General features: G+C 43.9%; 30 protein-coding genes and 1 pseudogene. 8 read left to right on the forward strand and 23 right to left on the reverse strand.

Annotated elements, in window-relative coordinates; translation table 11 throughout:
* The first annotated feature begins 268 nt into the window (after positions 1–268).
* Entirely contained in the window at positions 269–1102 is an 834-nt protein-coding gene (locus tag BAE46_RS02220; protein ID WP_006007316.1) for a hypothetical protein, read from the forward strand.
* Positions 1103–1216: 114 nt separating this feature from the next.
* Here BAE46_RS02220 and rplQ read toward each other — a convergent pair whose 3' ends face one another.
* The 20 genes from rplQ to purT form a co-directional block, all read right to left on the reverse strand.
* Positions 1217–1615 (reverse strand): 50S ribosomal protein L17, encoded by a 399-nt coding sequence (gene rplQ, locus BAE46_RS02225; RefSeq protein ID WP_006007317.1) that lies wholly within the window; start codon positions 1613–1615, stop codon positions 1217–1219.
* A gap of 37 nt (positions 1616–1652) precedes the next feature.
* Positions 1653–2642, reverse strand: coding sequence for a DNA-directed RNA polymerase subunit alpha (locus BAE46_RS02230; protein ID WP_040521129.1), 990 nt, complete (start codon positions 2640–2642; stop codon positions 1653–1655).
* Positions 2643–2662: 20 nt separating this feature from the next.
* Entirely contained in the window at positions 2663–3283 is a 621-nt protein-coding gene (gene rpsD / locus BAE46_RS02235; protein ID WP_006007319.1) for a 30S ribosomal protein S4, read from the reverse strand.
* A 21-nt stretch (positions 3284–3304) separates the two neighbouring features.
* Positions 3305–3694 (reverse strand): 30S ribosomal protein S11, encoded by a 390-nt coding sequence (rpsK, locus tag BAE46_RS02240; RefSeq protein ID WP_006007320.1) that lies wholly within the window; start codon positions 3692–3694, stop codon positions 3305–3307.
* A 16-nt stretch (positions 3695–3710) separates the two neighbouring features.
* Complete coding sequence (gene rpsM / locus BAE46_RS02245; protein WP_006007321.1) at positions 3711–4067, reverse strand: 30S ribosomal protein S13; 357 nt, start codon at positions 4065–4067, stop codon at positions 3711–3713.
* A gap of 151 nt (positions 4068–4218) precedes the next feature.
* A complete protein-coding gene (gene rpmJ, locus BAE46_RS14230) occupies positions 4219–4335 on the reverse strand; it encodes a 50S ribosomal protein L36 (RefSeq protein ID WP_006007322.1) in 117 nt (38 codons plus the stop codon).
* A gap of 45 nt (positions 4336–4380) precedes the next feature.
* Positions 4381–5691 (reverse strand): preprotein translocase subunit SecY, encoded by a 1311-nt coding sequence (gene secY, locus BAE46_RS02250; protein WP_006007324.1) that lies wholly within the window; start codon positions 5689–5691, stop codon positions 4381–4383.
* A gap of 5 nt (positions 5692–5696) precedes the next feature.
* Positions 5697–6131, reverse strand: coding sequence for a 50S ribosomal protein L15 (rplO, locus tag BAE46_RS02255; RefSeq protein WP_006007327.1), 435 nt, complete (start codon positions 6129–6131; stop codon positions 5697–5699).
* A gap of 3 nt (positions 6132–6134) precedes the next feature.
* Positions 6135–6317: a 50S ribosomal protein L30 gene (gene rpmD / locus BAE46_RS02260; protein ID WP_070111817.1), complete on the reverse strand. Its 183-nt coding sequence runs from the start codon at positions 6315–6317 to the stop codon at positions 6135–6137.
* Between the two features lie 6 nt (positions 6318–6323).
* Positions 6324–6827, reverse strand: coding sequence for a 30S ribosomal protein S5 (gene rpsE, locus BAE46_RS02265; RefSeq protein ID WP_006007331.1), 504 nt, complete (start codon positions 6825–6827; stop codon positions 6324–6326).
* Between the two features lie 9 nt (positions 6828–6836).
* A complete protein-coding gene (gene rplR / locus BAE46_RS02270) occupies positions 6837–7190 on the reverse strand; it encodes a 50S ribosomal protein L18 (RefSeq protein WP_006007333.1) in 354 nt (117 codons plus the stop codon).
* Positions 7191–7199: 9 nt separating this feature from the next.
* A complete protein-coding gene (rplF, locus tag BAE46_RS02275) occupies positions 7200–7733 on the reverse strand; it encodes a 50S ribosomal protein L6 (RefSeq protein ID WP_006007335.1) in 534 nt (177 codons plus the stop codon).
* Positions 7734–7748: 15 nt separating this feature from the next.
* Positions 7749–8141, reverse strand: coding sequence for a 30S ribosomal protein S8 (gene rpsH / locus BAE46_RS02280; RefSeq protein WP_006007337.1), 393 nt, complete (start codon positions 8139–8141; stop codon positions 7749–7751).
* A 12-nt stretch (positions 8142–8153) separates the two neighbouring features.
* Positions 8154–8459, reverse strand: coding sequence for a 30S ribosomal protein S14 (gene rpsN / locus BAE46_RS02285; protein WP_006007339.1), 306 nt, complete (start codon positions 8457–8459; stop codon positions 8154–8156).
* Positions 8460–8470: 11 nt separating this feature from the next.
* The gene (gene rplE, locus BAE46_RS02290) at positions 8471–9010 is read right to left on the reverse strand and encodes a 50S ribosomal protein L5 (RefSeq protein ID WP_006007341.1); all 540 of its coding nucleotides are present in this window, start codon (positions 9008–9010) and stop codon (positions 8471–8473) included.
* A gap of 15 nt (positions 9011–9025) precedes the next feature.
* Positions 9026–9340 (reverse strand): 50S ribosomal protein L24, encoded by a 315-nt coding sequence (gene rplX / locus BAE46_RS02295; protein WP_006007343.1) that lies wholly within the window; start codon positions 9338–9340, stop codon positions 9026–9028.
* 12 nt (positions 9341–9352) lie between these two features.
* Entirely contained in the window at positions 9353–9721 is a 369-nt protein-coding gene (rplN, locus tag BAE46_RS02300) for a 50S ribosomal protein L14 (protein ID WP_040521130.1), read from the reverse strand.
* Positions 9722–9952: 231 nt separating this feature from the next.
* Positions 9953–10711, reverse strand: coding sequence for a 23S rRNA (guanosine(2251)-2'-O)-methyltransferase RlmB (gene rlmB / locus BAE46_RS02305; RefSeq protein WP_006007348.1), 759 nt, complete (start codon positions 10709–10711; stop codon positions 9953–9955).
* Between the two features lie 111 nt (positions 10712–10822).
* Complete coding sequence (gene rnr, locus BAE46_RS02310; RefSeq protein WP_006007350.1) at positions 10823–13342, reverse strand: ribonuclease R; 2520 nt, start codon at positions 13340–13342, stop codon at positions 10823–10825.
* Positions 13343–13394: 52 nt separating this feature from the next.
* Positions 13395–14612 (reverse strand): formate-dependent phosphoribosylglycinamide formyltransferase, encoded by a 1218-nt coding sequence (gene purT / locus BAE46_RS02315; protein ID WP_070111671.1) that lies wholly within the window; start codon positions 14610–14612, stop codon positions 13395–13397.
* Positions 14613–14752: 140 nt separating this feature from the next.
* On the opposite strand from purT, the pseudogene BAE46_RS02320 reads away from it, so the two are divergent.
* The 3 genes and pseudogenes from BAE46_RS02320 to BAE46_RS02330 form a co-directional block, all read left to right on the forward strand.
* A pseudogene (locus BAE46_RS02320) lies at positions 14753–15234 on the forward strand (3-octaprenyl-4-hydroxybenzoate decarboxylase); the annotation flags it as partial.
* Positions 15235–15277: 43 nt separating this feature from the next.
* Positions 15278–15976: an NAD(P)H-flavin reductase gene (fre, locus tag BAE46_RS02325; protein ID WP_006007355.1), complete on the forward strand. Its 699-nt coding sequence runs from the start codon at positions 15278–15280 to the stop codon at positions 15974–15976.
* 250 nt (positions 15977–16226) lie between these two features.
* Positions 16227–17030 (forward strand): transporter substrate-binding domain-containing protein, encoded by an 804-nt coding sequence (locus BAE46_RS02330; RefSeq protein WP_171901002.1) that lies wholly within the window; start codon positions 16227–16229, stop codon positions 17028–17030.
* A gap of 210 nt (positions 17031–17240) precedes the next feature.
* On the opposite strand, the gene BAE46_RS02335 is transcribed toward BAE46_RS02330, so the two are convergent.
* Positions 17241–18125 (reverse strand): glucosamine kinase nucleotide-binding domain-containing protein, encoded by an 885-nt coding sequence (locus tag BAE46_RS02335; RefSeq protein WP_006007360.1) that lies wholly within the window; start codon positions 18123–18125, stop codon positions 17241–17243.
* A 361-nt stretch (positions 18126–18486) separates the two neighbouring features.
* The gene (gene alr / locus BAE46_RS02340; RefSeq protein ID WP_070111672.1) at positions 18487–19569 is read right to left on the reverse strand and encodes an alanine racemase; all 1083 of its coding nucleotides are present in this window, start codon (positions 19567–19569) and stop codon (positions 18487–18489) included.
* A gap of 282 nt (positions 19570–19851) precedes the next feature.
* Here alr and BAE46_RS02345 point away from each other — a divergent pair, with 282 nt between their 5' ends.
* Genes BAE46_RS02345 through BAE46_RS02355 form a run of 3 tightly spaced genes read left to right on the forward strand, consistent with a single transcriptional unit; the run spans position 19852 to position 23779 of the window.
* On the forward strand, positions 19852–21438 hold the full coding sequence (locus tag BAE46_RS02345) for a sodium:solute symporter (protein ID WP_070111673.1): 1587 nt from the start codon (positions 19852–19854) through the stop codon (positions 21436–21438).
* Entirely contained in the window at positions 21439–22446 is a 1008-nt protein-coding gene (gene murQ, locus BAE46_RS02350) for an N-acetylmuramic acid 6-phosphate etherase (RefSeq protein WP_083256769.1), read from the forward strand. It begins immediately after the preceding gene.
* A gap of 13 nt (positions 22447–22459) precedes the next feature.
* A complete protein-coding gene (locus tag BAE46_RS02355) occupies positions 22460–23779 on the forward strand; it encodes an exo-beta-N-acetylmuramidase NamZ family protein (RefSeq protein WP_070111674.1) in 1320 nt (439 codons plus the stop codon).
* 17 nt (positions 23780–23796) lie between these two features.
* Here the strand turns inward: BAE46_RS02355 and BAE46_RS02360 are convergent, their stop codons facing one another.
* The gene (locus tag BAE46_RS02360; protein WP_083256770.1) at positions 23797–24012 is read right to left on the reverse strand and encodes a MerR family transcriptional regulator; all 216 of its coding nucleotides are present in this window, start codon (positions 24010–24012) and stop codon (positions 23797–23799) included.
* 107 nt (positions 24013–24119) lie between these two features.
* Here BAE46_RS02360 and BAE46_RS02365 point away from each other — a divergent pair, with 107 nt between their 5' ends.
* A complete protein-coding gene (locus BAE46_RS02365) occupies positions 24120–26192 on the forward strand; it encodes a TonB-dependent receptor plug domain-containing protein (RefSeq protein WP_006007372.1) in 2073 nt (690 codons plus the stop codon).
* Positions 26193–26197: the final 5 nt, after the last annotated feature.

A 26197-nucleotide genomic window follows, 5' to 3' on the forward strand; every position in this document is an offset into this window, starting at 1 on the left:
AACTTTTTCAAAATAATATAATTGATTATATTGAACCTTTTGTTATAACAAACACCTAACTTTGGTGAGCCACAAGATCGTCTACAAACTTACTCTCAATGTTTGAGAGGGCGCATTATAAAGTTCAACAGGAAAAGGTCAAGCACTAAAACGAGTATCTCCTTAATTTATTAAATAGAGCTATCTAATAGTATGTGGTATTGTGAAATTAGTGTTAATAAAGTTAATGCATTATGAACTAAGCAGCAATCTTAAGGCGGTTTTAAAGATGAATACATTAGTTACGATCAGTTGTTCTCTAGTACTCACAGCTAACCTAGTTAGCAATAGTGTCGCATCTGAGCAATTTAGTATAACAAGCCAGCAAGCTAGTTGGATGCAACCTAGCCAGCAGTCGATCCAATTTTTCAAGAAACAAGTTGAAGGCGGAGCTTCAGTAGACAATTCCTTAAAAAGCTTACTCGACAGATATCCACAACGCACGCCCGAATTTGTTTCTATTGCGTTAAGCGCCTATCCAGAGAGATATCAAGAAATAATTACTACAAGCGTCTCCGCAAAACCTATGTTCGTTGATGATATAATCATGTTAGCAAACGAACATAGAGTAGCAAAACCAACAGAAATTGTAGCTTTGGCAGTAAATGCAGAACCAAGTTATGCGGGCGCAGCTACAAGCGCCGCTTGCAAAAACAACCCTGAATATTTTGATGAAATTGTCAAAACGGCAGTTAAGGCAGAACCAGATTCAGCCGATCAAATTGCACAAAAGTTAGTGGCTGCGTTTCCGTCTCAAACGATGGAAATTTTAATTACTACAATTAAAGAAGTACCTTTTGTTGGTAAATATGTGTTGGACGCTCTACTAGCTACAGTAACGGATGATTTGGTCAAAACAGAAAATATGATAATTGTATCAATGGAAGAACTTGCACAATACCCTGACGCTATTACTCGTTTGGTTGAACTTGCTCAGCAGCGTGATATCAGTTCAGAAAAAGTTCGAATAAGCGCAATGAAAGGTGGTTTAAGTGAAGAAGAAATAGTGGCAATTATTAATGATCACTATTTGGAATTAGAATCACAAGCACCAACACCATAATTCAATGACTGTTTGAGAAGAACAGGCAGTTTGTTAAAATATACAGTATCAATTTAATCTTAAAATTTAGACAATAAAAAACCCGGAATATTCCGGGTTTTTTATTACCCTATACTATTCAACTGCTTCAATTTCTTCAGCAACTTCTTCAGTAATGGGGCGGTCAACTAATTCAACGTATGCCATAGGGGCATTGTCACCAGTACGATATCCACACTTTAGGATACGTGTGTAACCACCTGGACGTGCGTCGTAACGCGGACCAAGTTCATTAAATAATTTACCAACAACTTCTTTATCAGCCGTTCTTGCCATAGCTAAACGGCGATTTGCAACGCTGTCTTGCTTAGCAAGTGTTATTAATGGCTCTATAACACGACGCAGTTCTTTCGCTTTTGGCAACGTAGTCTTAATGACTTCATGCTTAACCAATGAACTTGCCATGTTTTTAAACATGGCAATTCTATGGCTACTATTGCGATTCAACTGACGACCACTCTTACGATGGCGCATAGTCTTATCCTTCTTTACAATTCAGTAATAATTCTGATTAATCTTTTTCAGCGATTGACTCTGGAGGCCAATTCTCAAGGCGCATGCCTAAAGAAAGTCCACGAGAAGCAAGTACATCTTTAATTTCTGTAAGCGATTTCTTACCCAGATTAGGGGTCTTAAGAAGTTCAACTTCAGTGCGCTGTACAAGGTCACCAATATATTGAATGGCTTCTGCTTTCAAACAGTTAGCAGAACGGACCGTTAATTCCAAGTCGTCAACTGGACGCAATAGAATAGGATCAAATTCTGGCTTTTCTTCCTTAGCTTCGGGCACCGAGATGTCGCGTAATTCTACGAAAGCATCTAATTGCTCAGCTAAGATTGTTGCAGAACGTCGAATGGCTTCTTCCGGATCTAATGTACCGTTTGTTTCCATATCAATTATTAACTTATCCAAATCAGTGCGTTGTTCAACACGCGCAGACTCCACAGAATAAGCAATACGTTCTACTGGACTGAATGAAGCGTCAACTAACAAACGACCAATTGGTCGATCATCGTCTTCAGAGGAACGACGAGTAGATGCTGGTACATAACCACGACCCATTTCTACTTTGATACGCATACTCAACTCGCCTTCGCCAGTTAAGTTACAAATCACATGCTCAGGATTAACAATTTCAACGTCACCGTCATGCTGAATATCACGGGCAAGAACTGGACCTGCACCAGACTTAACTAATGTTAAGGTAGCTTCGGTTTTATTTTCGAGTATTACTGCTAGACCTTTAAGGTTCAACAGAATATCTATAACATCTTCTTGCACGCCTTCTTTAGCAGTGTACTCGTGTAGCACGCCATCAATCTCAACCTCTGTGACAGCACATCCTGGCATAGAAGATAGTAAGATGCGACGAAGTGCGTTGCCTAGAGTATGGCCAAAGCCACGCTCTAATGGCTCTAACGTTACCTTTGCACGAGTAGGTGAAATATTTTCAATTTCAACTAACCTTGGCTTTAAGAATTCGGTCACTGAACCCACAATGTATCCTCTTTAGTTATACTTTACTTAGAGTAAAGTTCGACAATCAACTGTTCATTTATTTCGGCAGACAAATCTGTTCTTTCAGGAATACGTTTAAACGTACCTTCCATTTTAGTATTGTCTACTTCCAACCATACTGGCTTTTCACGCTGATCTGCTAATTCTAATGCAGCAACAATACGAGCCTGTTTTTTAGCTTTCTCACGAACAGCAACCACATCTTCAGCTTTCACTGTAAAAGATGGAATGTTTACTACTTTACCGTTAACAACAATCGCCTTGTGACTGACAAGTTGGCGTGCTTCAGCACGGGTACTTGCAAAGCCCATACGGTAGACAACGTTATCAAGACGCTGCTCAAGAAGTTGCAACAAGTTTTCACCGGTGTTGCTTGCACGTCGTGCAGCCTCTTTATAATAGTTTCTAAACTGTTTTTCTAATACGCCATACATACGACGAACTTTTTGTTTCTCGCGTAACTGAACGCCATAATCAGACAATCTCCCACGACGGGCACCATGCTGACCAGGAGGCTGATCGATTTTACACTTACTTTCAATTGCTCTTACGCCGCTTTTAAGGAACAGGTCGGTTCCTTCACGACGACTAAGTTTGAGTTTTGGACCCAAATATCTTGCCATGATCTTTCTCCAACTGCTCGCTTATACGCGACGCTTTTTAGGTGGACGACAACCGTTGTGCGGTATTGGCGTCACATCGGTAATGTTTGTGATCTTATAACCTGTGGCATTTAATGCGCGTATAGCAGATTCACGGCCTGGGCCGGGTCCTTTAACGAACACTTCAATGTTTTTCAAGCCATAGTCTTGAGCGGCAAGGCCGGCTCTCTCTGCTGCAACCTGAGCCGCAAACGGAGTTGACTTACGAGAACCACGAAAACCTGAACCACCAGATGTTGCCCATGATAGCGCATTACCTTGACGATCAGTTATTGTCACAATCGTATTGTTGAAAGATGCATGGATATGAGCCATTCCATCAGCAACTTGACGTTTGGCGCGCTTGCGCGCTTTAGTAGGGGTTTTAGCCATAACTTATAATCCTCGCTTACTTTTTAATAGGTTTACGAGGACCTTTACGGGTACGCGCATTAGTTTTAGTGCGCTGACCACGTAAGGGTAAGCTGCGACGATGGCGTATGCCACGAAAACAACCTAGGTCCATCAAACGTTTAATACTCATGGAAACTTCACGACGTAAATCACCTTCAACCATAAACTTGGCCACTTCGTCACGAAGTTTGTCTATTATAGTCTCATCCAATTCTTTAATTTTGGTAGACTCTGAAACACTCGCACTCACACATATTTCTTTTGCACGGGTTGCCCCGATACCAAAAATGGCTTGCAAAGCAATAACGGTATGCTTGTGATCAGGAATGTTAATGCCAGCGATACGGGCCATTAACAGCACTCCTCTTAATAAATGTTACTAGCCTAAAAAGCCCGTTAGGATACTTACCTAATAACAAAATTGCAAATAAAGGTTTTAGAGCTCGAGCACTAGTACAGCGCCCGATATTAAAAACCGAGTAAAATCCCTATTTCTAGGACAATTAGCCTTGCCTTTGCTTATGCTTAGGGTCTGCTGAACAAATCACTCTTACAACACCGTTGCGCTTAATGATTTTGCAGTTACGGCAAATCGTTTTAACGGATGCACGAACTTTCATGTCATCACTCCGTAGTTGGCTACCTAAAAGTGTAGTCTTACCGACTTAGCCTTTTAAGTTAGCTTTTTTGAGAACATCCCCATATTGATGAGACATCAAGTGGGTTTGTACCTGCGCCATGAAATCCATTACCACTACACATATTATGAGTAGAGATGTACCACCAAAGTAAAACGGAACGTTAAACCACAGTAATAGGAACTCAGGCACTAAACAAACAAAGGTAATATAGAGAGCACCAGCTAGGGTCAACCTTGTCATCACTTTGTCAATGTAACGTGATGTTTGCTCTCCAGGACGGATCCCGGGAACAAAAGCGCCAGATTTCTTTAGATTATCAGCAGTGTCGCGTGGATTAAATTGTAATGCTGTATAAAAGAAGCAAAAGAAAATAATCGTTGCTGCGTACAGCATTACATATAAGGGTTGCCCAGGTGACAATAAAAGAGCAAAGTCAGTCAAAAACGAGAAGTTCTCATTTTGTCCTAACATACCCGATAAAGTACTTGGAAACAAAATTATACTTGAAGCAAAGATAGGTGGAATTACACCTGCCATGTTTACCTTGAGGGGTAAATGTGAGCTTTGCGCTGCAAATACTTTTCTGCCTTGTTGACGCTTTGCATAGTTTACCACAATACGGCGCTGTGCTCGCTCAACAAATACAACCAAATAGGTTAATGCTATAATAATGGCAGCCAATACTAACAAGAACAACAGCTGAATTTCGCCCTGCCTTGCTTGTTCAGCAGTTTGCCCTATTGCACTGGGCAAGCCCGCCACAATACCAGCAAATATTAAAATTGATATACCATTACCAATACCGCGTTCGGTAATTTGCTCACCTAACCACATTAAAAACATAGTACCGGTAACCAAACTCACGACTGCTGTAAAATAGAAAGCTAAGCCAGGATCGGTCACTAAACCAGGAATCATTTGTGGTAAACCAGTTGCAATCCCAATAGATTGGAATGACGCAAGTATTAGCGTTAAATAACGCGTGTACTGACTGATTTTACGCTGACCAGATTGGCCCTCTTTCTTTAATTCCTTAAATGGCTCATGCACAGCAGCTAATAACTGCATAATAATCGACGCTGTGATGTACGGCATTATGCCCAATGCTAGTACTGAAGCACGCTCAAGAGCGCCACCAGAAAACATGTTAAACATGCCCACAATGGTGCCTGTTTGCTGTTCAAATATTTGAGACAACACATTGGAGTCAATACCAGGAATAGGTACATAAGACCCAAGCCTAAACACAATGATTGCGCCAAGTACGAAAAACAGGCGAGAGCGTAATTCACTCAAACCACCGCCTTTACTTGAACCCTGTCCTGGTTTTGCCATTTAGCTTATTCCTCTACTTTACCGCCAGCAGCTGTAATTGCTTCTAGCGCACCTTTGGTTACTCCAAGGCCACTAATGGTGACTGCACGACTAATTGAGCCGCTCAAGATCACTTTTACATTTTGCATTTCTTTTTTAACAAGACCTGCAGCCTTCAAAGTGTCTAGTGATACAACATCACCGTCAACGCTAGCAATTTCGCTGAGTGTTACTTGGTCGGTCACAAAAGATACACGCGACGTAAAACCAAACTTAGGTAAACGACGTTGTAAAGGCATTTGACCACCTTCAAATCCAGGCTTGACTTTCCCGCCTGAACGACTCTTTTGACCTTTATGACCACGACCACCAGTTTTGCCTAAACCAGAACCAGTTCCGCGACCAACACGTTTACCTGCTTTATTTGCTCCAGGTGCAGGAGCAAGCGTATTAAGTTTCATCAATTACTCCTCCACTATCTCAACCATGTAAAATACACGGTTTACCATGCCACGAATGGCTGGTGTATCTTCAAGTTCACGAACATGACCAATCTTGCGTAAGCCTAAACCAACTAATGTTGCTTTATGCTTAGGCAGTCGACCGATCGAGCTTTTAGTTTGCTTTACTTTAATCGTCTTTGCCATGTTCACTTACCCCAGAATCTCGTTAACCGGCAATCCACGTTTCGCAGCAATCTTCTCCGGAGAGTTCATTTCTACTAGCGCGTTAACAGTTGCGCGTACCACGTTGATAGGGTTGGTTGAGCCGTAGCATTTAGAAAGAACGTTTTGTACACCAGCAACTTCTAATACTGCTCGCATCGCGCCACCGGCAATAATACCGGTACCTTCAGATGCAGGCTGCATATATACTTTAGAACCTGAGTGACGCCCTTTAATTGGGTGCTGTAATGTGTTTCCGTTTAGATCTACATCAACTAGGTTGCGACGAGCTTTTTCCATTGCCTTTTGAATTGCAGCAGGAACTTCACGTGCTTTTCCGTAGCCAAAACCTACACGGCCATTGCCATCGCCAACCACTGTTAATGCAGTAAAACTAAAGATGCGACCACCTTTAACTACTTTAGAAACACGGTTTACAGCGATTAGCTTTTCTAACAGGTCACCCTGCTGTTGAACTTCTACTTTAGCCATTTTAAACTCCTAGAACTGAAGGCCCGCTTCACGAGCGGCATCAGCCAGTGCTTTCACACGACCGTGATATTTAAATCCACTTCTATCAAAGGCGACTTTTTCGACACCTTTTTCGATAGCGCGTTGTGCAATCGCTTTACCAACTGCCGCTGCCGCTTCAACATTGCCTGTTGATTTCAAAGAACCTTTAAGATCTTTTTCAACAGTTGAAGCTGAGGCTAATACTACAGAACCGCATGGAGCGATTAACTGAGCGTATATGTGGCGCGGTGTACGGTTTACTACCAAGCGAGTCGCTTCGAGTTCACTGATCTTCTTGCGTGCGCGAGTGGCACGACGCAAGCGAGCTGTTTTCTTATCCATAACACCCACCTACTTTTTCTTAGCTTCTTTACGACGAACAACTTCATCTGCGTAACGAACACCCTTGCCTTTGTAAGGCTCTGGTGGACGATATCCGCGAATGTTAGCTGCAACCTGTCCCACCACTTGCTTATCAATGCCAGAAACAATGATTTCGGTTTGTGTAGGAGTTTGTATGGTAATGCCTTCAGGCATATCGTAAGCGACAGGGTGAGAAAAGCCCAGCGTTAGATTTAGTTTGCTACCTTGTGCGTTTGCACGGTAACCAACACCATTTAGCTGAAGTTTCTTTTCATAACCATCAGTTACACCCTTAATCATCGACTTTAACAATGCGTTTGCCGTTCCCGCTTGAGCCCAACCGTTTGCCGCGCCTTCTTTTGGAGCCGTGGTTAACGTGTTGTCTTTTTGCTTTACGTCAACTGCGTCGTTAAATACGCGAGTTAAGGTGCCATTTTTACCTTTAACTGTGACTTCTTGACCAGAAATAGATATTTCTACTCCTGCTAGGATGTCTACAGGGGATTTTGCTATACGTGACATATTCTACTCCTGGAGTTACGCTACATAACCGATGATCTCACCGCCCATGCCAGCATTACGCGCTGCACGGTCAGTCATCACACCTTTTGAGGTAGACACGATAGCAATCCCAAGACCACCCATCACTTTAGGTAACTCATCTTTATTTTTATAGATGCGTAAACCAGGACGGCTGACTCTTTGAATTGTATCAATTACTTTTTTACCTTCGAAATATTTCAAAGTTACTTCTAAAGTGGGCTTAGCCCCTTGCGTAACACTGAAACCTTCTACATAACCTTCAGACTGAAGTAAGGTTGCAATAGCAACGCGTAACTTAGATGATGGCATAGAGGTCGTAACTTTAGCGGCTTGTTGGCCATTACGAATTCGGGTAAACATATCCGCGATAGGATCTTGCATGCTCATATGTGCTACTCCTTACCAGCTGGCTTTTTTAAGGCCAGGGACTTCACCGCGCATAGCAGCTTCACGAAGCTTTATACGAGAAAGACCAAATTTGCGTAGGAACCCATGTGGACGGCCCGTTACACGACAGCGGTTTTGCTGACGTGAACGTGACGAATCACGTGGAAGTTGTTGTAGCTTAAGAACAGCGTCCCAACGCTCTTCTTCAGAAACATTCACGTTGCTAACGGTTGCTTTTAAAGCATCACGTTTTTCTGAATATTTCTTAACCAGCTTGGCACGTTTTACTTCACGCGCCTTCATTGATTCTTTTGCCATAACCCTACACCTTATTTTCTAAACGGGAAGCTAAACGCGCTCAAAAGAGCATGTGCTTCGTCGTTAGTTTCAGCACTGGTAGTGATAGTAATATCCATACCGCGCATTTTATCCACTTTATCGAAATCGATTTCAGGGAAGATGATTTGCTCACGTATGCCCATGCTATAGTTGCCTTTACCGTCAAATGATTTCGGGTTAAGACCACGGAAGTCACGGATACGGGGAATAGTGATCGAAATAAATCGCTCAAGGAATTCCCACATACGTTCGCCACGTAGGGTCACTTTACAGCCAATCGGATAACCTTCACGGATTTTAAAGCCCGCAACAGATTTTCTTGCAACAGTGACTACTGGCTTTTGACCAGCGATTGCCGCCATTTCAGCTTGCGCTGATTCGAGGACTTTCTTGTCTGCTACTGCTTCACCCAAACCCATGTTTAGAGTGATTTTTTCCACCCGAGGGACTTGCATGACACTTTTGTATCCGAACTGCTTTGCAAGATCGGCCACTACGGTCTCTTTATAGAACTCATGCAGTTTCGCCATCGTATTCTCCAATAGTTAAACTAGGTCGCCGTTAGACTTAAAGAAACGTACTTTCTTCTCGTCTTCGAAACGGAAACCAACGCGATCAGCTTTTCCCGTTGCAGGGTTTACTAACGCTATATTTGAAACATGAATAGAAGCTTCTTTATCAATAATACCACCTGGCTCATTCGCTTGCGGATTTGCCTTTAGATGTTTCTTAATGATATTTACGCCTTCTACATATACGCGGTCTTCGGAAGGTAATACACGCAAAACTTTGCCTTGCTTACCTTTATCTTTACCCGCTAATACGACAATTTCATCATCACGACGAATTTTTCTAGCCATTATCGTGACTCCTTATAGTACTTCTGGGGCCAATGAGATGATTTTCATGAATGAATCTCCACGAAGTTCTCTTGTAACCGGACCAAAAATACGTGTGCCAATAGGTTGCTTGTTTGCATTAAGCAAAACAGCTGCGTTGTTGTCAAAACGGATAGTAGAACCATCTGCTCTGCGAACGCCTTTCCTAGTACGTACCACCACTGCAGTTAAGACGTCACCTTTTTTAACTTTACCGCGAGGAATTGCTTCTTTCACAGTAACTTTAATGATGTCGCCTATGTGCGCATAACGGCGATGCGAACCACCAAGAACCTTAATACACTGAACCCTGCGAGCACCCGAGTTATCGGCTACGTCCAGGTTAGTTTGCATTTGGATCATGTTAGAGCTCCGCTATTTAATATTATGACTCTTTTGAGCCTCTAAGCTGCTATTTTTACCTTAAATTATAAGTAATTCTTGATAAAAACAGACCATACCCCCACAAAAAGGGCGCGAAACTATAACAGAAAACAAACTTGAGGTGTAGCCTAATTTTAAGAAATTTAAGTATTGTGTATCGATAGGTAAATTGGATGTCCTTCTATAACCATCATACATGACTACATGTGCCTAAACGCGGGGCCGCTGACGCACTATTTCAAATAAACATATTCCTGTTGCGACTGAAACATTTAGACTAGACACCGTGCCCGCCATGGGTAGCTTAATAAGCTCGTCGCAAGTTTCACGAGTTAATCTGCGCATCCCTTTTCCTTCTGCACCCATCACAAGTGCTACGGCACCTTCAATTTTACACTCATAAATAATCTGCGTGGCCTCTCCTGCTGTACCTATTACCCACACGCCTTGCTGCTGCATATGCTTAAGCGTGCGAGACAAGTTTGTTACCTGAATAAGCGGCACATTTTCGGCCGCACCAGAAGCGACTTTACGCACTACAGGTGTAAGGCCAACCGCATTATCCTTAGGCACAATAACAGCTTGCACACCAGCGGCATCGGCATTTCGCAAACAAGCACCTAGATTGTGCGGGTCGGTAACACCATCTAACACTAAAAAGAACGGTATTGTATTTGGCGAAGACTGAACACTCTTAAAAATCTTATCTAGATCTGCTTCATCCAATATTCTGGCAGGCTTTGCACGTGCTATTACACCTTGATTTTGTTCACCATCACTTTTTTCATCGAGTGTTTTTCTGTGTACAAACTGCACTGAAATTCCATTGTTTCTGGCAGCATTAACAATATCATTAATTCGCTCTTCACTGCGACCTTTCGCAATCATCACATCAAGTACCCGCTCAGGCTCACTTTCAAGCACAGCGGCAACCGAATGAATACCATACAAAAATTCCTGTTGTGCCATTAAGTGAATTTCCTAATCGTGTTGGTGAGCCTAAATATAGCTTGCTCTAGCTGACACTAAGGGCTAATTATATTAAACAAGTGCCCTTGGGAAAGGGCACTGAGTTATTTACTACTTTTTCGGTTTTGAACGCGATGATTTTCCGCGTTTAGAGGCAGGACCTGCTTTACGTTTACCGTCTTTATTTACCGGTGCTTCTGGTTTTTTACCCTCAGGTTTACTTGTTTTAGTGCTGGCCTTACCATTATTTACGGCTTTGTCTTCTTTGCTCCCGCCACCACTGCGCTTTTTCTTTTTACGCGCAGGACGCTTGGTATTATCTTCACCGTCTATCATCAAATCTATTTTGCGTTCATCTAGATTTACTGCCACCACTTTGATACGCAAAGGATCGCCTAAACGGTAGCTACGGCCAGAATTTTCACCGACCAAACATTGTTTGATTTGGTCATAGTGATAAAAGTCATTAGCCAGAGACGTGATGTGGATCAGGCCATCTATTTGAAAGTTACTGAGCCTCACAAATAAACCAAAATTAGTTACCGAGGCAATGACTCCCTCAAATACGTCATTCACATGATCTAGCATGAACTCGCATTTTAACCAGTCTGCAACATCTCGGGTGGCATCATCGGCTCGCCGCTCTGCCATAGAGCATTGCTCACCAAGGGCTTCAATTTCTTGCTCAGTGTAAAACTTAGCGCCTTTACAAGCTTTGTTGCCCTGCTGCTTGTTCACTATAGCTTTAATTACGCGATGCACCACTAAGTCGGGATAGCGCCTTATTGGTGATGTAAAATGCGCATAAGCCTCAAGTGCTAAGCCGAAATGACCGAGATTATTACCGTCATATATAGCTTGCTTCATCGAGCGCAGCAGCATAGTTTGAATGAGGTCTTTGTCAACCCTGCCTGCTATTTTTGTCGCCACTTGGGCAAACTCTTTTGGCGTGGGTTCATTGCCCGCTTTAAAATCGATACCCACTTCTGCTAAGTAGGAACGAAAGCTAATTAAGCGGTCCGCATCGGGCTTGTCGTGCACCCTAAATAAGGCCTCGGCATTGTTTTCTTCAATGTATTGGGCGGCACAGACGTTTGCCATGATCATGCACTCTTCGATGATCTTATGTGCATCGTTACGCACCAATGGCACTATATTTTCTATTTTACGATGGGCATTAAACACAAACTTTGTTTCTACGCTTTCAAATTCTATGGCACCACGGTTTTGACGCGAACGCTTAAGGGCCTTGTATAAATTATTTAAATTGCCGAGATCTTCAACTCTGTCTTGGTAACGCTGAATAAGTGTTTCATCGCCGTTTAGAATATTCCATACTTTAGTGTAAGTAAATCGGGCATGAGAGCGCATAACGGCCTCATAGAACATGTATTCGCCCAACTTTCCTTTTGCCGATATGTGCATTTCACAGACCATGCATAGACGGTCGACGTCTGGATTAAGCGAGCACAAGCCGTTAGATAAGGCTTCGGGTAGCATGGGGATTACTTGTTCAGGGAAATATACAGAGGTTGCTCTGTTTTGAGCTTCGTTATCAAGCGCTGTACCTAGCCTCACGTAGCTACTTACATCGGCAATAGCCACCCACAGCTTCCAGCCGCCATCATCACCAGGTTCACAGTATACCGCGTCGTCGAAGTCTCTGGCATCTTCGCCGTCAATCGTAACCAGCGGTAAATCGCGTAAATCTACACGTCCCGTTTTTGCTTCATCAGGGACTTCGTCTGTTAGCTGACTCAAACTTGCCGTTACTGATTTTGGCCATGTGTGCGGTATATCAAAGTTGCGCAGTGCCGTTTCAATTTCCATACCCGGCGCTAAGTGCTCGCCAAGGACCTCTGTAATTTTGCCCGTCGGATTCATATTCCGACGCGGTCGCTGCAGTATTTCAACTACCACGACATGACCTTGCTTTGCGCCATTCGTATATTCTTTGGGAATGATAAGTTCATGGCAAATACGATTGTCATCAGGTATGACGGTACTTACGCCTTGCTCAATAAAATAGCGACCCACAATGGCGTCTTTTCTTGGCTCAATTATTTGGTTGACGCGAAACTCAGTGCGTCCTTTACGATCGGTTTGCCCTAGCGCACCCTCTACCACATCATCATGAAAAAGATTTTTCATCTGCCCCATTGTGATGAAATAGTCTTTTTCTGTGTCAGAGTGTTTTAGAAATCCGAAGCCGTCTCTATGGCCAATGACTCGGCCTCTAACCAATGCGTCTTGTGCTTGTACTTCATATTTTTTGTTTCGATTAAATAGAACTTGCCCTTCGCGCTCCATAGCGCGTAGTCGTCTTTGAATACCAATGCGGCTGTCTTCGTCGTGTGCATTTAAAAGATTACAAATTTCTGTGTACGCTAAGCCACCCGAATTATCTTGCGCGTGCTGCATCAGCATACTCAGCATGTATTCTCTACTGGCGACTGGATTTTCATACTTTACTTGTTCACGTTCAAAGTGAGGATCTTGACTTTTACCTGACGAACTCGTACCCGGCGGCACTGTTCCAGCGTCTTGTTTATCACTGTTAGCAGGTAGTAACTTGTTTGTATTAGGAGTATTCGTTTTTATATTTTTTTCTGTTTTGTTTTCTTTATTCATGCTTAAAGTATAAACGATTGAAAAACGAATACCACCCTTTTACGCAATCTGTTTATAATTTAGAGCGAATACTCGCCGCCATAAACAAGCCTTTTTCTAATGCGACTTCTAAAGATGCGTCGCTAGCCAAGGCGACGCCCATTCGTCGCTTACCGGACACCTCAGGCTTGCCAAATAGGCGTAAATCTGTGTTGGGAAGTGACAGCACTTGCGCAAGGTTACCAAAACTAACCTTGTCCGAATTTCCTTGTACTAATAGTGCAACTGATACAGAAGGTCTTCTAAACCCTATACTAGGGATCGGCAAACCCAAAAAGGCACGAACATGCAGAGCAAATTCTGATAAGTCCTGCGATATCATGGTAACCATGCCTGTGTCATGTGGCCTAGGTGAGACTTCACTAAAAATAACATCGTCACCTTTTATAAAAAACTCTACACCAAACAGACCTTTTCCACCTAATGCCTTGGTGACCTTTTCAGCCATTTCTTGGGCACGCTTTAAAGCAAGTCCACTCATCGCTTGGGGCTGCCAACTTTCTTGATAATCACCGTCTTTCTGCCTGTGTCCAATAGGCTCACAGTAGCTTATACCTGAGGCATGCTGCACTGTGAGTAAGGTAATTTCGTAGTCGAAATCTACAAAGCTTTCCACTATTACCTTGCCCTTCCCAGCGCGCCCGCCTTCTTGTGCATATTGCCAAGCTTGTTGTGCCTCACTTGCTGCTTTGAGTAAGCTTTGCCCTTTACCAGATGAGCTCATTACCGGTTTAACTACACACGGAAACCCAATTTCTTCAAGCGCAAGCGTAAATTCATCAAAGCTACTGGCAAATCTATAGTTTGATGTGGAAATATTGAGTTCTTCAGCGACTAAGCATCGAATGCCTTCTCTGTTCATGGTCAAATGCGCCGCATTCGCACTGGGTACAATAGTAAAACCATCGGCCTCAAGTTTTAACAAGGTAGTGGTCGCAATTGCTTCTATTTCGGGTACGATGAAAGCGGGATTTTCATCTCGAATTATTTTTTCTAAAGCGTCTGAATCAAGCATAGATAAACAATAGGCTTTGTCGGCAATTTGCATGGCGGGCGCGTTTTTATAGCGATCTAGCGCAATAACTTCACAGCCCAAACGCTTCAGCTCTATGGCAACTTCTTTACCTAATTCGCCAGCGCCTAACAACATAACTTTGGTGCTTGAAGCGGAAAAAGGTGTACCTATTTGAACTGCCGCAGAATAACTATCAGATGAAATGCTAAGAGACATTGATTGAGTAACCTTGAATAAATATTAATACACTCCTATTACAACACAATAAGAATAAAAGGTAATTAGCTAGGCTAAATACTTATTTGAAAATAAGGCGAAAATACACGACTAAAGCTTAAGTCTGCGTGCTTCGCGAAGGCGTAGCGTTAAATGAAGTCTTCGTGCCCATATTGCAAAAACAATACCCAGAAATTGTCGACTTTTATCTGTCCCTTGAAGTGTGTTCTTATCGAATGGCCATTGTTACCATCAAAAAACAATATCCAGGACATGCGAAACGGGTCATGATGGGTGTTTGGTCGTTCTTGCGACAATTCATGTATACCAAATTTGTGATAGTATGTGACGATTATTCGAACGCACGCGATTGGAATGATGTTATTCGGGCAATTACTACCAGAATGGACCCTGCCCGAGACACCACCATGATTGAAAATACACCAATAGACTATTTAGACTTTGCCTCGCCGGTGTCGGGTTTAGGATCCAAGATGGGACTTGATGCCACCAATAAAATGCCAGGCGAAACAGACCGTGAGTGGGGAACCCCCATTATATGGACGAAAAAGTCAAACAGAAAGTGGATGATATTTGGCAAGAACTTGGGTTGCTTGATTAAGACTGAGCAGCACATTTGTTAATACATTTTAAATAGGAACACAATGACCTTTATTAATACCCGCGTGCTCAGTATTGAGCCGCTAAGCCCGCACGTACTCAAAGTTACCTTGGACGCCAAACAAGCTGTTGCTTTTAAAGCGGGGCAATATCTGCAGGTTGTTATGAGCGAACAAGACAAACGACCTTTTTCTATCGCTAACATACCTCAACATAATCATTTATTAGAGCTGCATATAGGCGCTACGCCCAAAAACCCCTATGCTTTTGAAGTCATACAGCGCGCAAGAGATACTCATACCCTTACCGTTGAGGTGGGTCTTGGCAATGCCTTTTTGCGCGAGAGCGATATGCCAGCGATTATTATTGCAGGCGGCACCGGTTATTCGTATGCAAAGTCGATATTGCTTGACTGTTTACAGCGTCAGCCAAATCGCCAAGTAGATTTATATTGGGGCGCTAAAAAACAGGCTGATTTATACGAGTTGAACCGACTTACGCAGTTAGCGACGGTGCATAGAAACTTTAACTTTAATCCTGTAGTTGAGTCTCCTGAAACGAGATGGAAAGGTAAGACGGGCCTTGTGCATCAAGCAGTATTAAGCGATTTCCCGTCACTTGAAAATAAGCAAGTATACGTAGCAGGCCGATTTGAAATGGCAGCCCTTATTAAGACTGAGTTTTTACCGCTTGGTTTGTCGCAAGACTGCTTATTTGGCGATGCTTTTGCCTTTTTAAAATAAGTCCTAATTATGCATTATTTCGATGTCATACAAATATTGGCTGTGCTGCTTGACGCATTAAGATTGCTAAAGACTTGTGTATTAATCCAATTAATATGCAAGCTTTAATACATCACGGTTAACAGCGCTTTTCAAAAATCACTTAATAAATAAATCCATTGTGCTTAATTTCACGTTTACACTAGGCATGAAACGTAGTTTTAACCTTATATCTGCGCGTCCCAACCCACTACTATATATTGAGATTACATTGAGTATAAAAATAATGATGAAGCGCGGTGCGTTGATCTGTTTAGTTGTATCTACGAGCATTTTGGCATTACCTGTTCTAGCGCAAAACACCAAGCTTCCTTTGGTGGGCAATATAGTGCCTACCTTGATCGACAAAGCCCCCAATTCAGCGCGGGCGAATGACGTAGTAAAAAAAGCCTTGAGTGACTATGCCGTCACTATTACCGCAACAACGCAGGCGTGGTCTGGCAGCGGTTTAAGAAATGGTACTTTTACGGGATTCATCGACCATTATTCTTTGAACGTTCAGCGTGGTAGCTATCTATATTCTGACCCTTATATGGTATTACCGCTGCACATCGCCTCAAGAAACCCAAAAGCAAAAGAAGCTAACAGGCTCGATAAAATATATAGAACGACTCTGGGCATTGAAAACAGATTCGCCAATACCGATGAATTGCGCGCTGAGCGTTCAGTAAGATGGGCACGCACTCCTGACTTTTTAGCCAACGTTAAGCAGCTAGCAGACCGGCGCGTTGAAAACATCATTGGTGACAAATTTATGCTGGACGCCTTCAACAAGCTTTTAATAGACGTAAAACAACAGTCAATGTATCTGTCACGCGACCCTATTTACGAAGTCCAACTGCGTTTAGCGATTAAATCTGACACACCAAACGCACAGACTATTATAGATGATTTTAATGCTTCTATTTTAATGATGAGCACATCGGGAGAGTTAGAGCGTTTGCTAAATCCGGCTGACGTGTCCCAAGTGCTTTTAGATGCGGCGCTGTATTCAGAAATCCTACGAAAATGGTAACTATTGGTAGTGTATTTTCAGTGGCAACGCATACCGCCTCAAGTGCATCTTAAAGGCAGCGCCTTTGCTAAAAAACATGATTTGGTGGGCTTTGCACGCGTACTTGTGTTGAGCACTTGAAGGCGATAAGCTAGCGCAGATATCGTTTACATTTGGCCCCTCAGAGTATGAAATCAATCTGACGAAAGTAATACAAGCCCGTTACTCAACTCAACCATTTTGTCTGTTTAAGTAGTCTTTGGCGGCTGCGTATGCACCGAAAATAGCGCTCTTATTAGGAATAGTGACAGCGGTTGCAATGCGTTTTTCAATTAACGGTTTGTACACCGTGGCTAATCCTCCTGTAAGAAATATTGGCTGGTTTTTATCGGTGTGCCGTTCTATCAAATTAGCGGCATACGACGCCCCTTGTGCTAGCCAGTTCGCGACCGTTGGGCTACTATCTTGCACGTTCAAGATTACGGGTACAAGTTCAGCAAATTCACGCGCACTAGCTTGCCCAAAGGTCTCAATTATTAGACTCGTACTGCTGCCTAACTCACGCTTGAGTGTGGTTAATAAGAGTGTATCTTGGGGAGGTGTTTCAAGCGCCTGTAAGTACCAAATTAGTGCTTGCTTGCCTAACCAGGCGCCCGATGCAACATCGCCTAATATAAATCCGTGGCCCCCAAACTGCTGCATATTAATGGGATCCTCAGGTGTGAAAACCGCTAAACAAGACCCCGTACCAATCACGAATACGGCGCAAGCCTTTGTTTTATTAGCCCCAAGGCACGATACATATACATCGGTATTAAGCAGCGCTCCAGCATATTGATGCGGCCATTGCCTGAAATTTTTTTTCACCGACTCTATTGAACCACCGGCGCAACCTAAGCTAATAAAACAGTCCTGTTGGGTAACACTAATATTATGCTGCGCTTGGCACTTCGAAAAGAGCTGCTCGCTGGCCTGCTCTATACAAGCCATAGCACCTGTAAAATTAGCGAACAAGTTGGCAGGTCCCGTTCGCGCCCTCGCTAACAAGTCACCACTTTGGGTAAATAAACCCGCCTCACATTTCGTGCCACCACCATCAACCCCTACAATCCACATACTTCAACCTTGTTCCAAAACGTTCTAATGCCAAATATACGCAGTATTATATTCTTATAAGCACTTCATAAAACCGCTTATTATCAGGGATAAATTTTATTGATCTCGACATTAGCATGGCTATATTGAAATAAAAAATCAGCACAAGCCATAATTAGTTCTGCAACACGGTGCTGGTGATTAAAGGGCCCAAGAAGTACGCATCTGCTAAGCCCACAGCAATCACCGAAAAATACCTAATCTCATTGGCGCTGACATAGCGACTAGGGCTCTATAAACGGGCCCTTTAGTGAGATCTCTTTTATGACTATTCGACAAAATTTTACCTTTTTACACCTGAAGAAGGCTTTCGTTTAACACCTTACCCAATATACTTTCGAGGTACTCTAGCAGAAATGCGGGTCATTAGCTCATAGCCAATGGTGCCTATGTGATCGGCCACATCGTTTATAGGCAGTTTATCGCCCCACAGTTGCACAACGTCTCCTATTGCAACACTGCTTAAATTAGTCACATCAAACGTTAACATGTCCATAGACACACGCCCGACTAAAGGTATAAGCTGCCCTTCACACCATGCGGGAGTGCTAGTAGGAGCGTGGCGTGGGTAGCCGTCAGCATAGCCAATGGAGACTGTAGCAATGACCGACTCTCTAGCGGCTCTCCAAGTGCTTCCGTAGCCAACCGCTTCGCCTTTTTCAATAGTGCGCAAGCCTATTATTTGCGAATCTAAGCTCATTACTGGTTTTAGCGCTACAGGATTGTCGTGGCTTTGAAAGGGGCTTGAACCATACATAGCAATACCTAAGCGTACATAGTCGCCGCGAGCCTGATCAAAACGTATACTCGCGGCAGAGTTGGCAATGCAAATGGGCAAGTTCACCATTAAGGCTACCGCTAAAAAGTCGTCTATTTGGGCTTTTGCATGATCTTGAATAGGCTCATCTGCGTTTGCAAGATGGGTAGCAAGTACGGTGTTCTCATCTATAATGCTTGAGTACTTAGCGAGTAAGTCTGGCAACTGTGCAATAGGCAATCCGAGTCGATGCATGCCCGAATCGAACTTCAACCAAGCTGCACTTTTGTGCACAACGGTACTTTGCTTATATTTTGCAAACGCTTCTAGCTGCCATTCACTGTGTAGCATCCAAATAAGATTTGAGGTGGACTCGTCATACAGTTCCTGCTGACTGTGCGGGCCTTGTAGGACTAAGACAGGCTTAGAAATACCGGCCTCGCAAAGTGTTTTTGCTTCGGCTAAAAATGCCACTGCAAATATATCGACCACAGCCTCAATAGCGCGCGCAACATTCACCGCGCCATTGCCGTAGGCGTCTGCTTTGACTACGGCAATCACCTTACTGCCACTGTTATAATCCATGAGCAAAGCAAGATTATCGCGTAGTGCATTTAAATTTATAGTAGCAATGGTGCGACGACTCACAATACACCTCTTTAATTTGTTATTTAAACGATGAAAAAGCGCTATATAGTTCACACTATTGCCAGCGGATGTTTAATCTGCCGAGAATTATTGTCACTAAAGCAAGACATGTGCCCATGTTATCTCGCCCATGCCCCAACATTTTAATGAAGAGTGCATTTATAGCATAATTAAGTAGTATACAGCGCAAACCCGATTGGGTATAACTAAGCGCTGCGATATTTATACATAAAGTACATCTTAGAGATATCCTAAAAATAACAATAATTATGAGGTCAATGAATGATTGATCAGTTTTCCCTGATAGATTGGGCAATATTCGCCGGCTACGCACTAACTTTAGTGGCAACAGGCCTATGGTTCAATCGAAAGTCACAATCTAGTAAAGACTATTTTTTAGCGGGCAATCAAATGCCCGTGTGGCTAGTGAGTATTTCTGTGCTGGCCACGTCGCAGTCAGCGGCAACTTTTTTAGGCGGCCCTGACCAAGGCTACAGGGGCGACTTGACTTACTTAGCCACCAATTTAGCGGGTTTTATTGCCGCAGGCTTTGTGGCCTATTTTTTATTGCCTAAATTCTACCATTACAAAGTGTTTACCGTGTACGAACTGCTCGCTCAGCGCTTTGGTGAAAAATCTAAATATCAGGCAGGTACGGTTTATCTAATCGGCAGGCTGTTTGCAAGTGGCGCAAGGCTATATATGGCCGCAATTGCGGTTGCTATGATTTTATTTGGTGATATTGCCGCAAACCATGTTATTGCCTCGATCTTACTTATTGCCACCGTTGGTTTCGCATATACCATGTACGGCGGCGTTCGCAGCGTTATTTACAGCGATGTTATTCAAGCGATGGTATACATAAGCGCTGCACTGTTAGTACTTGGGTATTTGATAATCAGTATCCCCGCCGACTTTTCTGCCATATGGGCTGTTTTAGCCGATCCTGGCGACGGTCAAGACTCTAAGCTGACCGTGTTTAATTTCACTACTGACCTTGGCGGTGCCGGCGTATTTAGCTTTTGGTCTGTTGTAACTGGGTTTGTATTATTAAATATTGCTGCCTTTGGTCTTGATCAAGATGTGACGCAGCGCATGTTAACCTGCAAAGACTCAAAAAGCGCAACGCGGGCGTTGGTCAGCTCAATATTTATGGGCATACCGGTTGTACTTATTTTTGTCTGTATTGGTTTGTTACTTTTTGTCTATTACCAGCGACCCGATTTAATGCAAAGCGGCATAGAGGGCGAGCCCACGCCAGAATTCGTGGGCCAAACCGTCACTATATTTATGTACTACGTGCTTACCGATTTACCCAATGGCATAAAAGCAGTGGTCACCATAGGAATTATTGCCGCCGCCTTGTCTACCTTAAACTCTGGCTTAAACAGCATGTCATCGGTGCTAGTGCAAGATCTTTACCGTGGGTTTTACTGTGGTTTGATTAAAAAAGTAAGCCCGAGCGAACAGCAGTTAGTAAAAGCAGGTCGAATTAGTATGGGGCTTGTGGCCATTTGCTTAAGCGCAATGGCAGGGCTTTGCTACTATTGGCAACAATATACCGACATGCCGCTTTTAGCCTTTGCGCTTAGCGTGATGGTGTTTTCATATAGCGGCTTGCTTGGCGTTTATTTTACGGCACTTTTTACCAAACGCGGCTCAGCAGGCTCTATTCTAGGGGCGCTGATCATTGGATTTTCTATTCCGGTGCTTATGCAGCCCTATGTACAAACGTGGTATTTGCCAGACGCGTGGCAATTTGATTTGAATTTCTCATATCAGCTATTAATTGCCACCAGCGTGGCCACGATAGTTTGCTGCCTTGGCGTCACTCAAAATGCACGTTCGTTTACTAAAGAGGAAGCGTAGATGCCCAAGCCCTTTGAGGAAGTAAAAACTCAGCCCCAAAAACTCGAAACAAATGAGCAAGCCCTCATGCAGCAGCTAGACAACCTTGTCTCTGAAGGCAGAAATCCACGCACCATGACATTAGACACCTTAAACACGCTTGATTTGCTAAAGGTGATTAACCAAGAAGACCAGAAAGTTGCGCTAGCAGTTGCCGCCGCGCTGCCTAACATTAGTGTTTGCGTTGACTTGGCGGTTACCAGCCTTCAAAACAAAGGTCGGCTGATCTATATCGGTGCAGGCACCAGTGGACGCTTAGGGGTACTAGACGCGGTAGAGTGCCGACCCACATTTAGTGTACCCGATAATTTAGTAATAGGCATTATCGCCGGCGGTGAGAACGCCTTAACTAATGCAGTAGAAGGTGCAGAAGATAGCAAAGACAGCGCCATAGTTGATTTACAAAACATTGACCTGCAAAAAAACGATATGCTGGTTGGCATAGCCGCCAGTGGCCGCACGCCTTATGTGATTAGCGCCTTAGAATACGCTAATTCATTAGGCTGTAATACGGCATGTGTGGTGTGTAACCCAAACTCGCCTATGTTAACTATGGTGAATGCCGGAATATGCGCGCAAGTGGGGCCGGAATGTTTAACCGGCTCAACGCGCATGAAATCAGGCACTGCGCAAAAACTCATACTCAATATGCTAAGCACCGCCGTCATGGTAAAACTAGGCAAAGTCTTTGAAAACCTGATGGTCGATCTTAACGCAAGTAATGAAAAGCTGCGCGCTCGGGCTATCCGTATTGTAATGCAGGCGACGCAATGCAGCCAAACGCAGGCGCAAACAGCACTTGAGTTGGCCGACAATAGCGCAAAGCTGGCCATTTTAATGATTTTAACGCAAACAGATGCGATTACAGCAAAAACGATGTTGCAAAAAAATCAGGGGCATTTGCGTAATTCGCTAAGCAATTCGCCTGATAGCATTCACGCGAAGCCGCATAAAAAAACGTTACTTTAGGTTTACACATGATATGACATTTTCTAACTTACGTTTGCTGTTACCATTTTGTGGCATGCTGCTCATATGCTGGCTTGTGATAGCCTATCAAGCAAGCGCGAATTTAGTGCAAGACGATATTGTTGATAGTAGTGAGCAAGCCATTTATCCAAGCTCAGCGCTAGATAGCAGTGCAGCACCGCTTGACAGCGACGCCACATCTAGCACTTCGAGCTTAGTGCTTGGCGCCGAAAACACCTCTGTGTATCTGGCCAGTCTGCGTGGAAAACGCGTGGGGTTAATCGTTAACCAAACGTCTATGCTGGATCAGCATGAAAACAACGCCGCTGTTTCAAAACCCATACACCTAGTAGACTTGTTACGCAGTTACAGCATAAATGTCACCGTGATGTTTGCGCCTGAACATGGGGTTCGCGGAAATAAAGGCGCGGGCGAACATATCAGTAGCGGTAAAGATGCCGCTACCCTTATTCCCATTCAATCCATTTACGGAAAAAACAAAACACCGCCTAACAGCATCATGGAAAACCTTGATGTAATCATTTTTGACATTCAGGATGTTGGCACCCGCTTTTATACCTATATCAGTTCAATGCACCACATGATGCAGGCTGCCGCCCAGCACAAAGTCGCGTTTATGGTGCTTGATAGACCCAATCCGAACGGTGAGTTTATAGACGGCCCCGTGCTTGATCTAGCCTTTCAATCTTTCGTCGGTATGCACCCTATTCCGGTTTTACACGGGCTAACAGTGGGTGAACTCGCATTAATGATAAAAGGCGAGAATTGGATAGATAACGCTGAACAATTGGCATTAACGGTCATTCCCATGCAGGGGTATCACAAATCGCTAGTGTATAACTTACCCGTTCCGCCCAGCCCCAATTTGCCTAATTACCAAGCCGTAAGACTGTACCCCTCTTTATGCTTTTTTGAAGCTAGCGCTGTGAGTATAGGCAGAGGTACTGATTTTCCTTTTCAAGTAATAGGGCATAATAAGGTTCGCTTAGGCGACTTTACCTTCACGCCTGCGTCAAAACCTTTTGCCGCGCCTAAGCCAAAACTGCTGAACCTTGCGTTGTTTGGTTTGAACCTTCAGCATAGCGTAATTCAAGGGCTAGATTTACGCCTTCTTATGGATTATCACAAGGCCTTTAAAGCGCAAAATATACCCTTTTTTACAGCGCCTGATTTTATGGACAAACTGGCCGGTACAGACACCTTAAGAAAAGCCATTGAAAACGGTGAGTCACTTGAGGACATTCGCCTCAGTTGGCAATATGATTTAGCCCTATATAAGAAAATGCGCTTGCCGTATTTACTATATCCTTAATAATTATGAAAAGTTTCTCATGCTTGCACGGCCATCAAGCTTTTTATGGCAACCAGTGGCATACGTAAGTCTTTGCAACGTCGAATAAATTTTAGTGAAAGTACATCATACTGATTGTAACGACGGTAACCGATATCACTGCGCCTAGCCTGAGGCAATAAGCCGATATCTTCATAGTAACGGATCGTGTAACTGCCCACACCCGTCTCGCTAGCTAATTGTTTTATTTGCATATTGGCTTGACCTTCCTCTTACTAGAAGCTTTATTATACGCACAACCGATTTCAAAGTAACGCGCTTAAGTTACTTCACCTTCTGCACTAATGGACACTCTTTCACCATGAACATTTTTCAATCCAATAAACACTTTGTTTTTTCACTTATTACTATCAGCATGATGTACACATTTACAACACAAGCTTATGCGCAAACGAACGCGACAAATATTAGCGTTAATCCTGAGGCCGAAATAAAGGCAAGAGGCAATAGACATCTTGAAGGACATGATGATGGACATGATGATGATAGCGACGAACATCACCATGATGAGACCGAAACAATTTTAGTAACATCAACGCGGATAGGCCGCTCAATAAACAGTGAACCCATTCGAATAGAAGTCATCAACCGCGAAGAATTAGAAGAAAAAGCGATTATGCGCCCCGGCAATATCTCGATGTTAGTCGCCGAAACGGGCGGCGTTAGGGTGCAAACCACCTCCCCAGCGCTTGGCAGTGCCAACATTCGCCTGCAAGGTCTGTACGGTCGTTATACCCAATTGTTAAGCGACGGCCTACCACTTTTTGGTGGTCAAGCGTCCTCTATCGGCTTGCTTCAAATTCCACCAACCGATCTTTCCAGAGTGGAGATCATCAAAGGCTCTGCTTCATCGCTTTATGGTGGCTCGGCTATGGGTGGCGTGATCAATTTAATTTCACGCAAGCCAAGCCGTGAAGCACAAGGAGAAGTCTTGTTAAATGCCACATCGCAAGATGGCCAAGATATAACAAGCTATTTAGCTACTCCGCTTAATGACTCGGTGGGTATGTCTTTCACGGCTGGAGCACACCAGCAAAGTAACAAAGATTTAGACGATGATGGCTGGATTGACATGGCTGGCTACGAACGTTACACCGCGCGCCCACGCCTGTTTTGGGACGGCGAAAACGGCGCAAGCATCTATGCCACAGCGGGCTTTATGACAGAGAACCGCAAAGGCGGCACGCGCGCCCGTCAAACTTTGCCAGACGGCAGTACATTTGTACACAACCAAGATAGTGAGCGCTTCGACGCGGGACTTATTGCTAATACCCCGTTAGGCGATGTACTGAGTCTGAATTTGCGCGCTTCAGCCATGCTTCAAAATCACGATAAACGTTTTGGCGATGTGTTAGACGACGACAGTCATGAAAGTTATCTGCTTGAGAGCTCCCTCGCAGGCTATACACAAAACGTGCAGTGGGTACTGGGTGTCGCCATGCAGTCAGACCGTTTTGAGTCGCAAGATTTTCCTAGCTTCGACTATTCATATGACGTACCAGGAATATTCGCCCAAGCTGACTATGAGCTAAACGAGCGCATATCGGCCTCACTCAGCGGGCGTTTTGATGATCATAGCGAGTTTGGCGCCCAATTTAGTCCGCGCATCTCAATGCTCTATCGCCCTGATGACTGGACTATTAGAGCCTCCTACGGGCGCGGCTACTTTGCGCCGAGCCCTTTCGTGGAAGCAATTGAGGCCGCCGGCTTATCACGTCTTGAACCGCTAAGTAACATAGAAGAAGAAACCGCTGTGACTTCCTCAATTGATATAGGCTATCAACTTGATAAACTTGAAACCAACCTCACCTTTTTCACCTCCAGCGTAGAAGGCGTGACGCAGCTGGAAGCTTTTTCATCACAAATCGGTGGCCCACTTGACCGCGTCCGTTTAAACAATGCCCCTGGCGAATCGCGTATTTATGGATCTGAACTTTTACTACGCTACAAATGGCAAGACTACAAGCTAACCGCCAGCTATCTCTACTTAGATGCGACTGAATTTAACGGCAGCAGCGAAACTCGCCAACGCGTTGAGCTAACGCCGCAGCACTCTGCCGGCTTTGTCGCTATGAAAGAGCAACACGGTAAATTCAGAATTGGATTTGAAGCTTATTACACTGGCATTCAGCGTTTAGAAGGAAATCCTTATCGCGCTGAAAGCAAACCCTACTGGCACCTTGGACTAATGGGGGAGATCACCACCGGTCAATTCAGCTGGTTTATTAACATGGAAAACTTATTGAATATTCGCCAAACCAAAGAAGACCCGTTGGTATTGCCTAACCGCGCCCCCGATGGACAATGGACCACCGACATTTGGTCACGCAATGACGGTTTCATCGTAAATGGAGGTGTAAGAGTGCGCTTTTAAAAAAC

The organism is Glaciecola punicea, from assembly GCF_001756615.1.
GTDB lineage: Bacteria > Pseudomonadota > Gammaproteobacteria > Enterobacterales > Alteromonadaceae > Glaciecola > Glaciecola punicea.

Coding starts and splice junctions, on each gene's coding strand:
- BAE46_RS02220 (WP_006007316.1), top strand. CDS start 269: ATGAATACATTAGTTACGATCAGTTGTTCTCTAGTACTCACAGCTAAC.
- rplQ (WP_006007317.1), bottom strand. CDS start 1,615: ATGCGCCATCGTAAGAGTGGTCGTCAGTTGAATCGCAATAGTAGCCAT.
- rpsD (WP_006007319.1), bottom strand. CDS start 3,283: ATGGCAAGATATTTGGGTCCAAAACTCAAACTTAGTCGTCGTGAAGGA.
- rpsK (WP_006007320.1), bottom strand. CDS start 3,694: ATGGCTAAAACCCCTACTAAAGCGCGCAAGCGCGCCAAACGTCAAGTT.
- rpsM (WP_006007321.1), bottom strand. CDS start 4,067: ATGGCCCGTATCGCTGGCATTAACATTCCTGATCACAAGCATACCGTT.
- rpmJ (WP_006007322.1), bottom strand. CDS start 4,335: ATGAAAGTTCGTGCATCCGTTAAAACGATTTGCCGTAACTGCAAAATC.
- secY (WP_006007324.1), bottom strand. CDS start 5,691: ATGGCAAAACCAGGACAGGGTTCAAGTAAAGGCGGTGGTTTGAGTGAA.
- rplO (WP_006007327.1), bottom strand. CDS start 6,131: ATGAAACTTAATACGCTTGCTCCTGCACCTGGAGCAAATAAAGCAGGT.
- rpmD (WP_070111817.1), bottom strand. CDS start 6,317: ATGGCAAAGACGATTAAAGTAAAGCAAACTAAAAGCTCGATCGGTCGA.
- rpsE (WP_006007331.1), bottom strand. CDS start 6,827: ATGGCTAAAGTAGAAGTTCAACAGCAGGGTGACCTGTTAGAAAAGCTA.
- rplR (WP_006007333.1), bottom strand. CDS start 7,190: ATGGATAAGAAAACAGCTCGCTTGCGTCGTGCCACTCGCGCACGCAAG.
- rplF (WP_006007335.1), bottom strand. CDS start 7,733: ATGTCACGTATAGCAAAATCCCCTGTAGACATCCTAGCAGGAGTAGAA.
- rpsH (WP_006007337.1), bottom strand. CDS start 8,141: ATGAGCATGCAAGATCCTATCGCGGATATGTTTACCCGAATTCGTAAT.
- rpsN (WP_006007339.1), bottom strand. CDS start 8,459: ATGGCAAAAGAATCAATGAAGGCGCGTGAAGTAAAACGTGCCAAGCTG.
- rplE (WP_006007341.1), bottom strand. CDS start 9,010: ATGGCGAAACTGCATGAGTTCTATAAAGAGACCGTAGTGGCCGATCTT.
- rplX (WP_006007343.1), bottom strand. CDS start 9,340: ATGGCTAGAAAAATTCGTCGTGATGATGAAATTGTCGTATTAGCGGGT.
- rplN (WP_040521130.1), bottom strand. CDS start 9,721: ATGATCCAAATGCAAACTAACCTGGACGTAGCCGATAACTCGGGTGCT.
- rlmB (WP_006007348.1), bottom strand. CDS start 10,711: ATGGCACAACAGGAATTTTTGTATGGTATTCATTCGGTTGCCGCTGTG.
- rnr (WP_006007350.1), bottom strand. CDS start 13,342: ATGAATAAAGAAAACAAAACAGAAAAAAATATAAAAACGAATACTCCT.
- purT (WP_070111671.1), bottom strand. CDS start 14,612: ATGTCTCTTAGCATTTCATCTGATAGTTATTCTGCGGCAGTTCAAATA.
- fre (WP_006007355.1), top strand. CDS start 15,278: ATGACCTTTATTAATACCCGCGTGCTCAGTATTGAGCCGCTAAGCCCG.
- BAE46_RS02335 (WP_006007360.1), bottom strand. CDS start 18,125: ATGTGGATTGTAGGGGTTGATGGTGGTGGCACGAAATGTGAGGCGGGT.
- BAE46_RS02345 (WP_070111673.1), top strand. CDS start 19,852: ATGATTGATCAGTTTTCCCTGATAGATTGGGCAATATTCGCCGGCTAC.
- murQ (WP_083256769.1), top strand. CDS start 21,439: ATGCCCAAGCCCTTTGAGGAAGTAAAAACTCAGCCCCAAAAACTCGAA.
- BAE46_RS02355 (WP_070111674.1), top strand. CDS start 22,460: ATGACATTTTCTAACTTACGTTTGCTGTTACCATTTTGTGGCATGCTG.
- BAE46_RS02360 (WP_083256770.1), bottom strand. CDS start 24,012: ATGCAAATAAAACAATTAGCTAGCGAGACGGGTGTGGGCAGTTACACG.
- BAE46_RS02365 (WP_006007372.1), top strand. CDS start 24,120: ATGAACATTTTTCAATCCAATAAACACTTTGTTTTTTCACTTATTACT.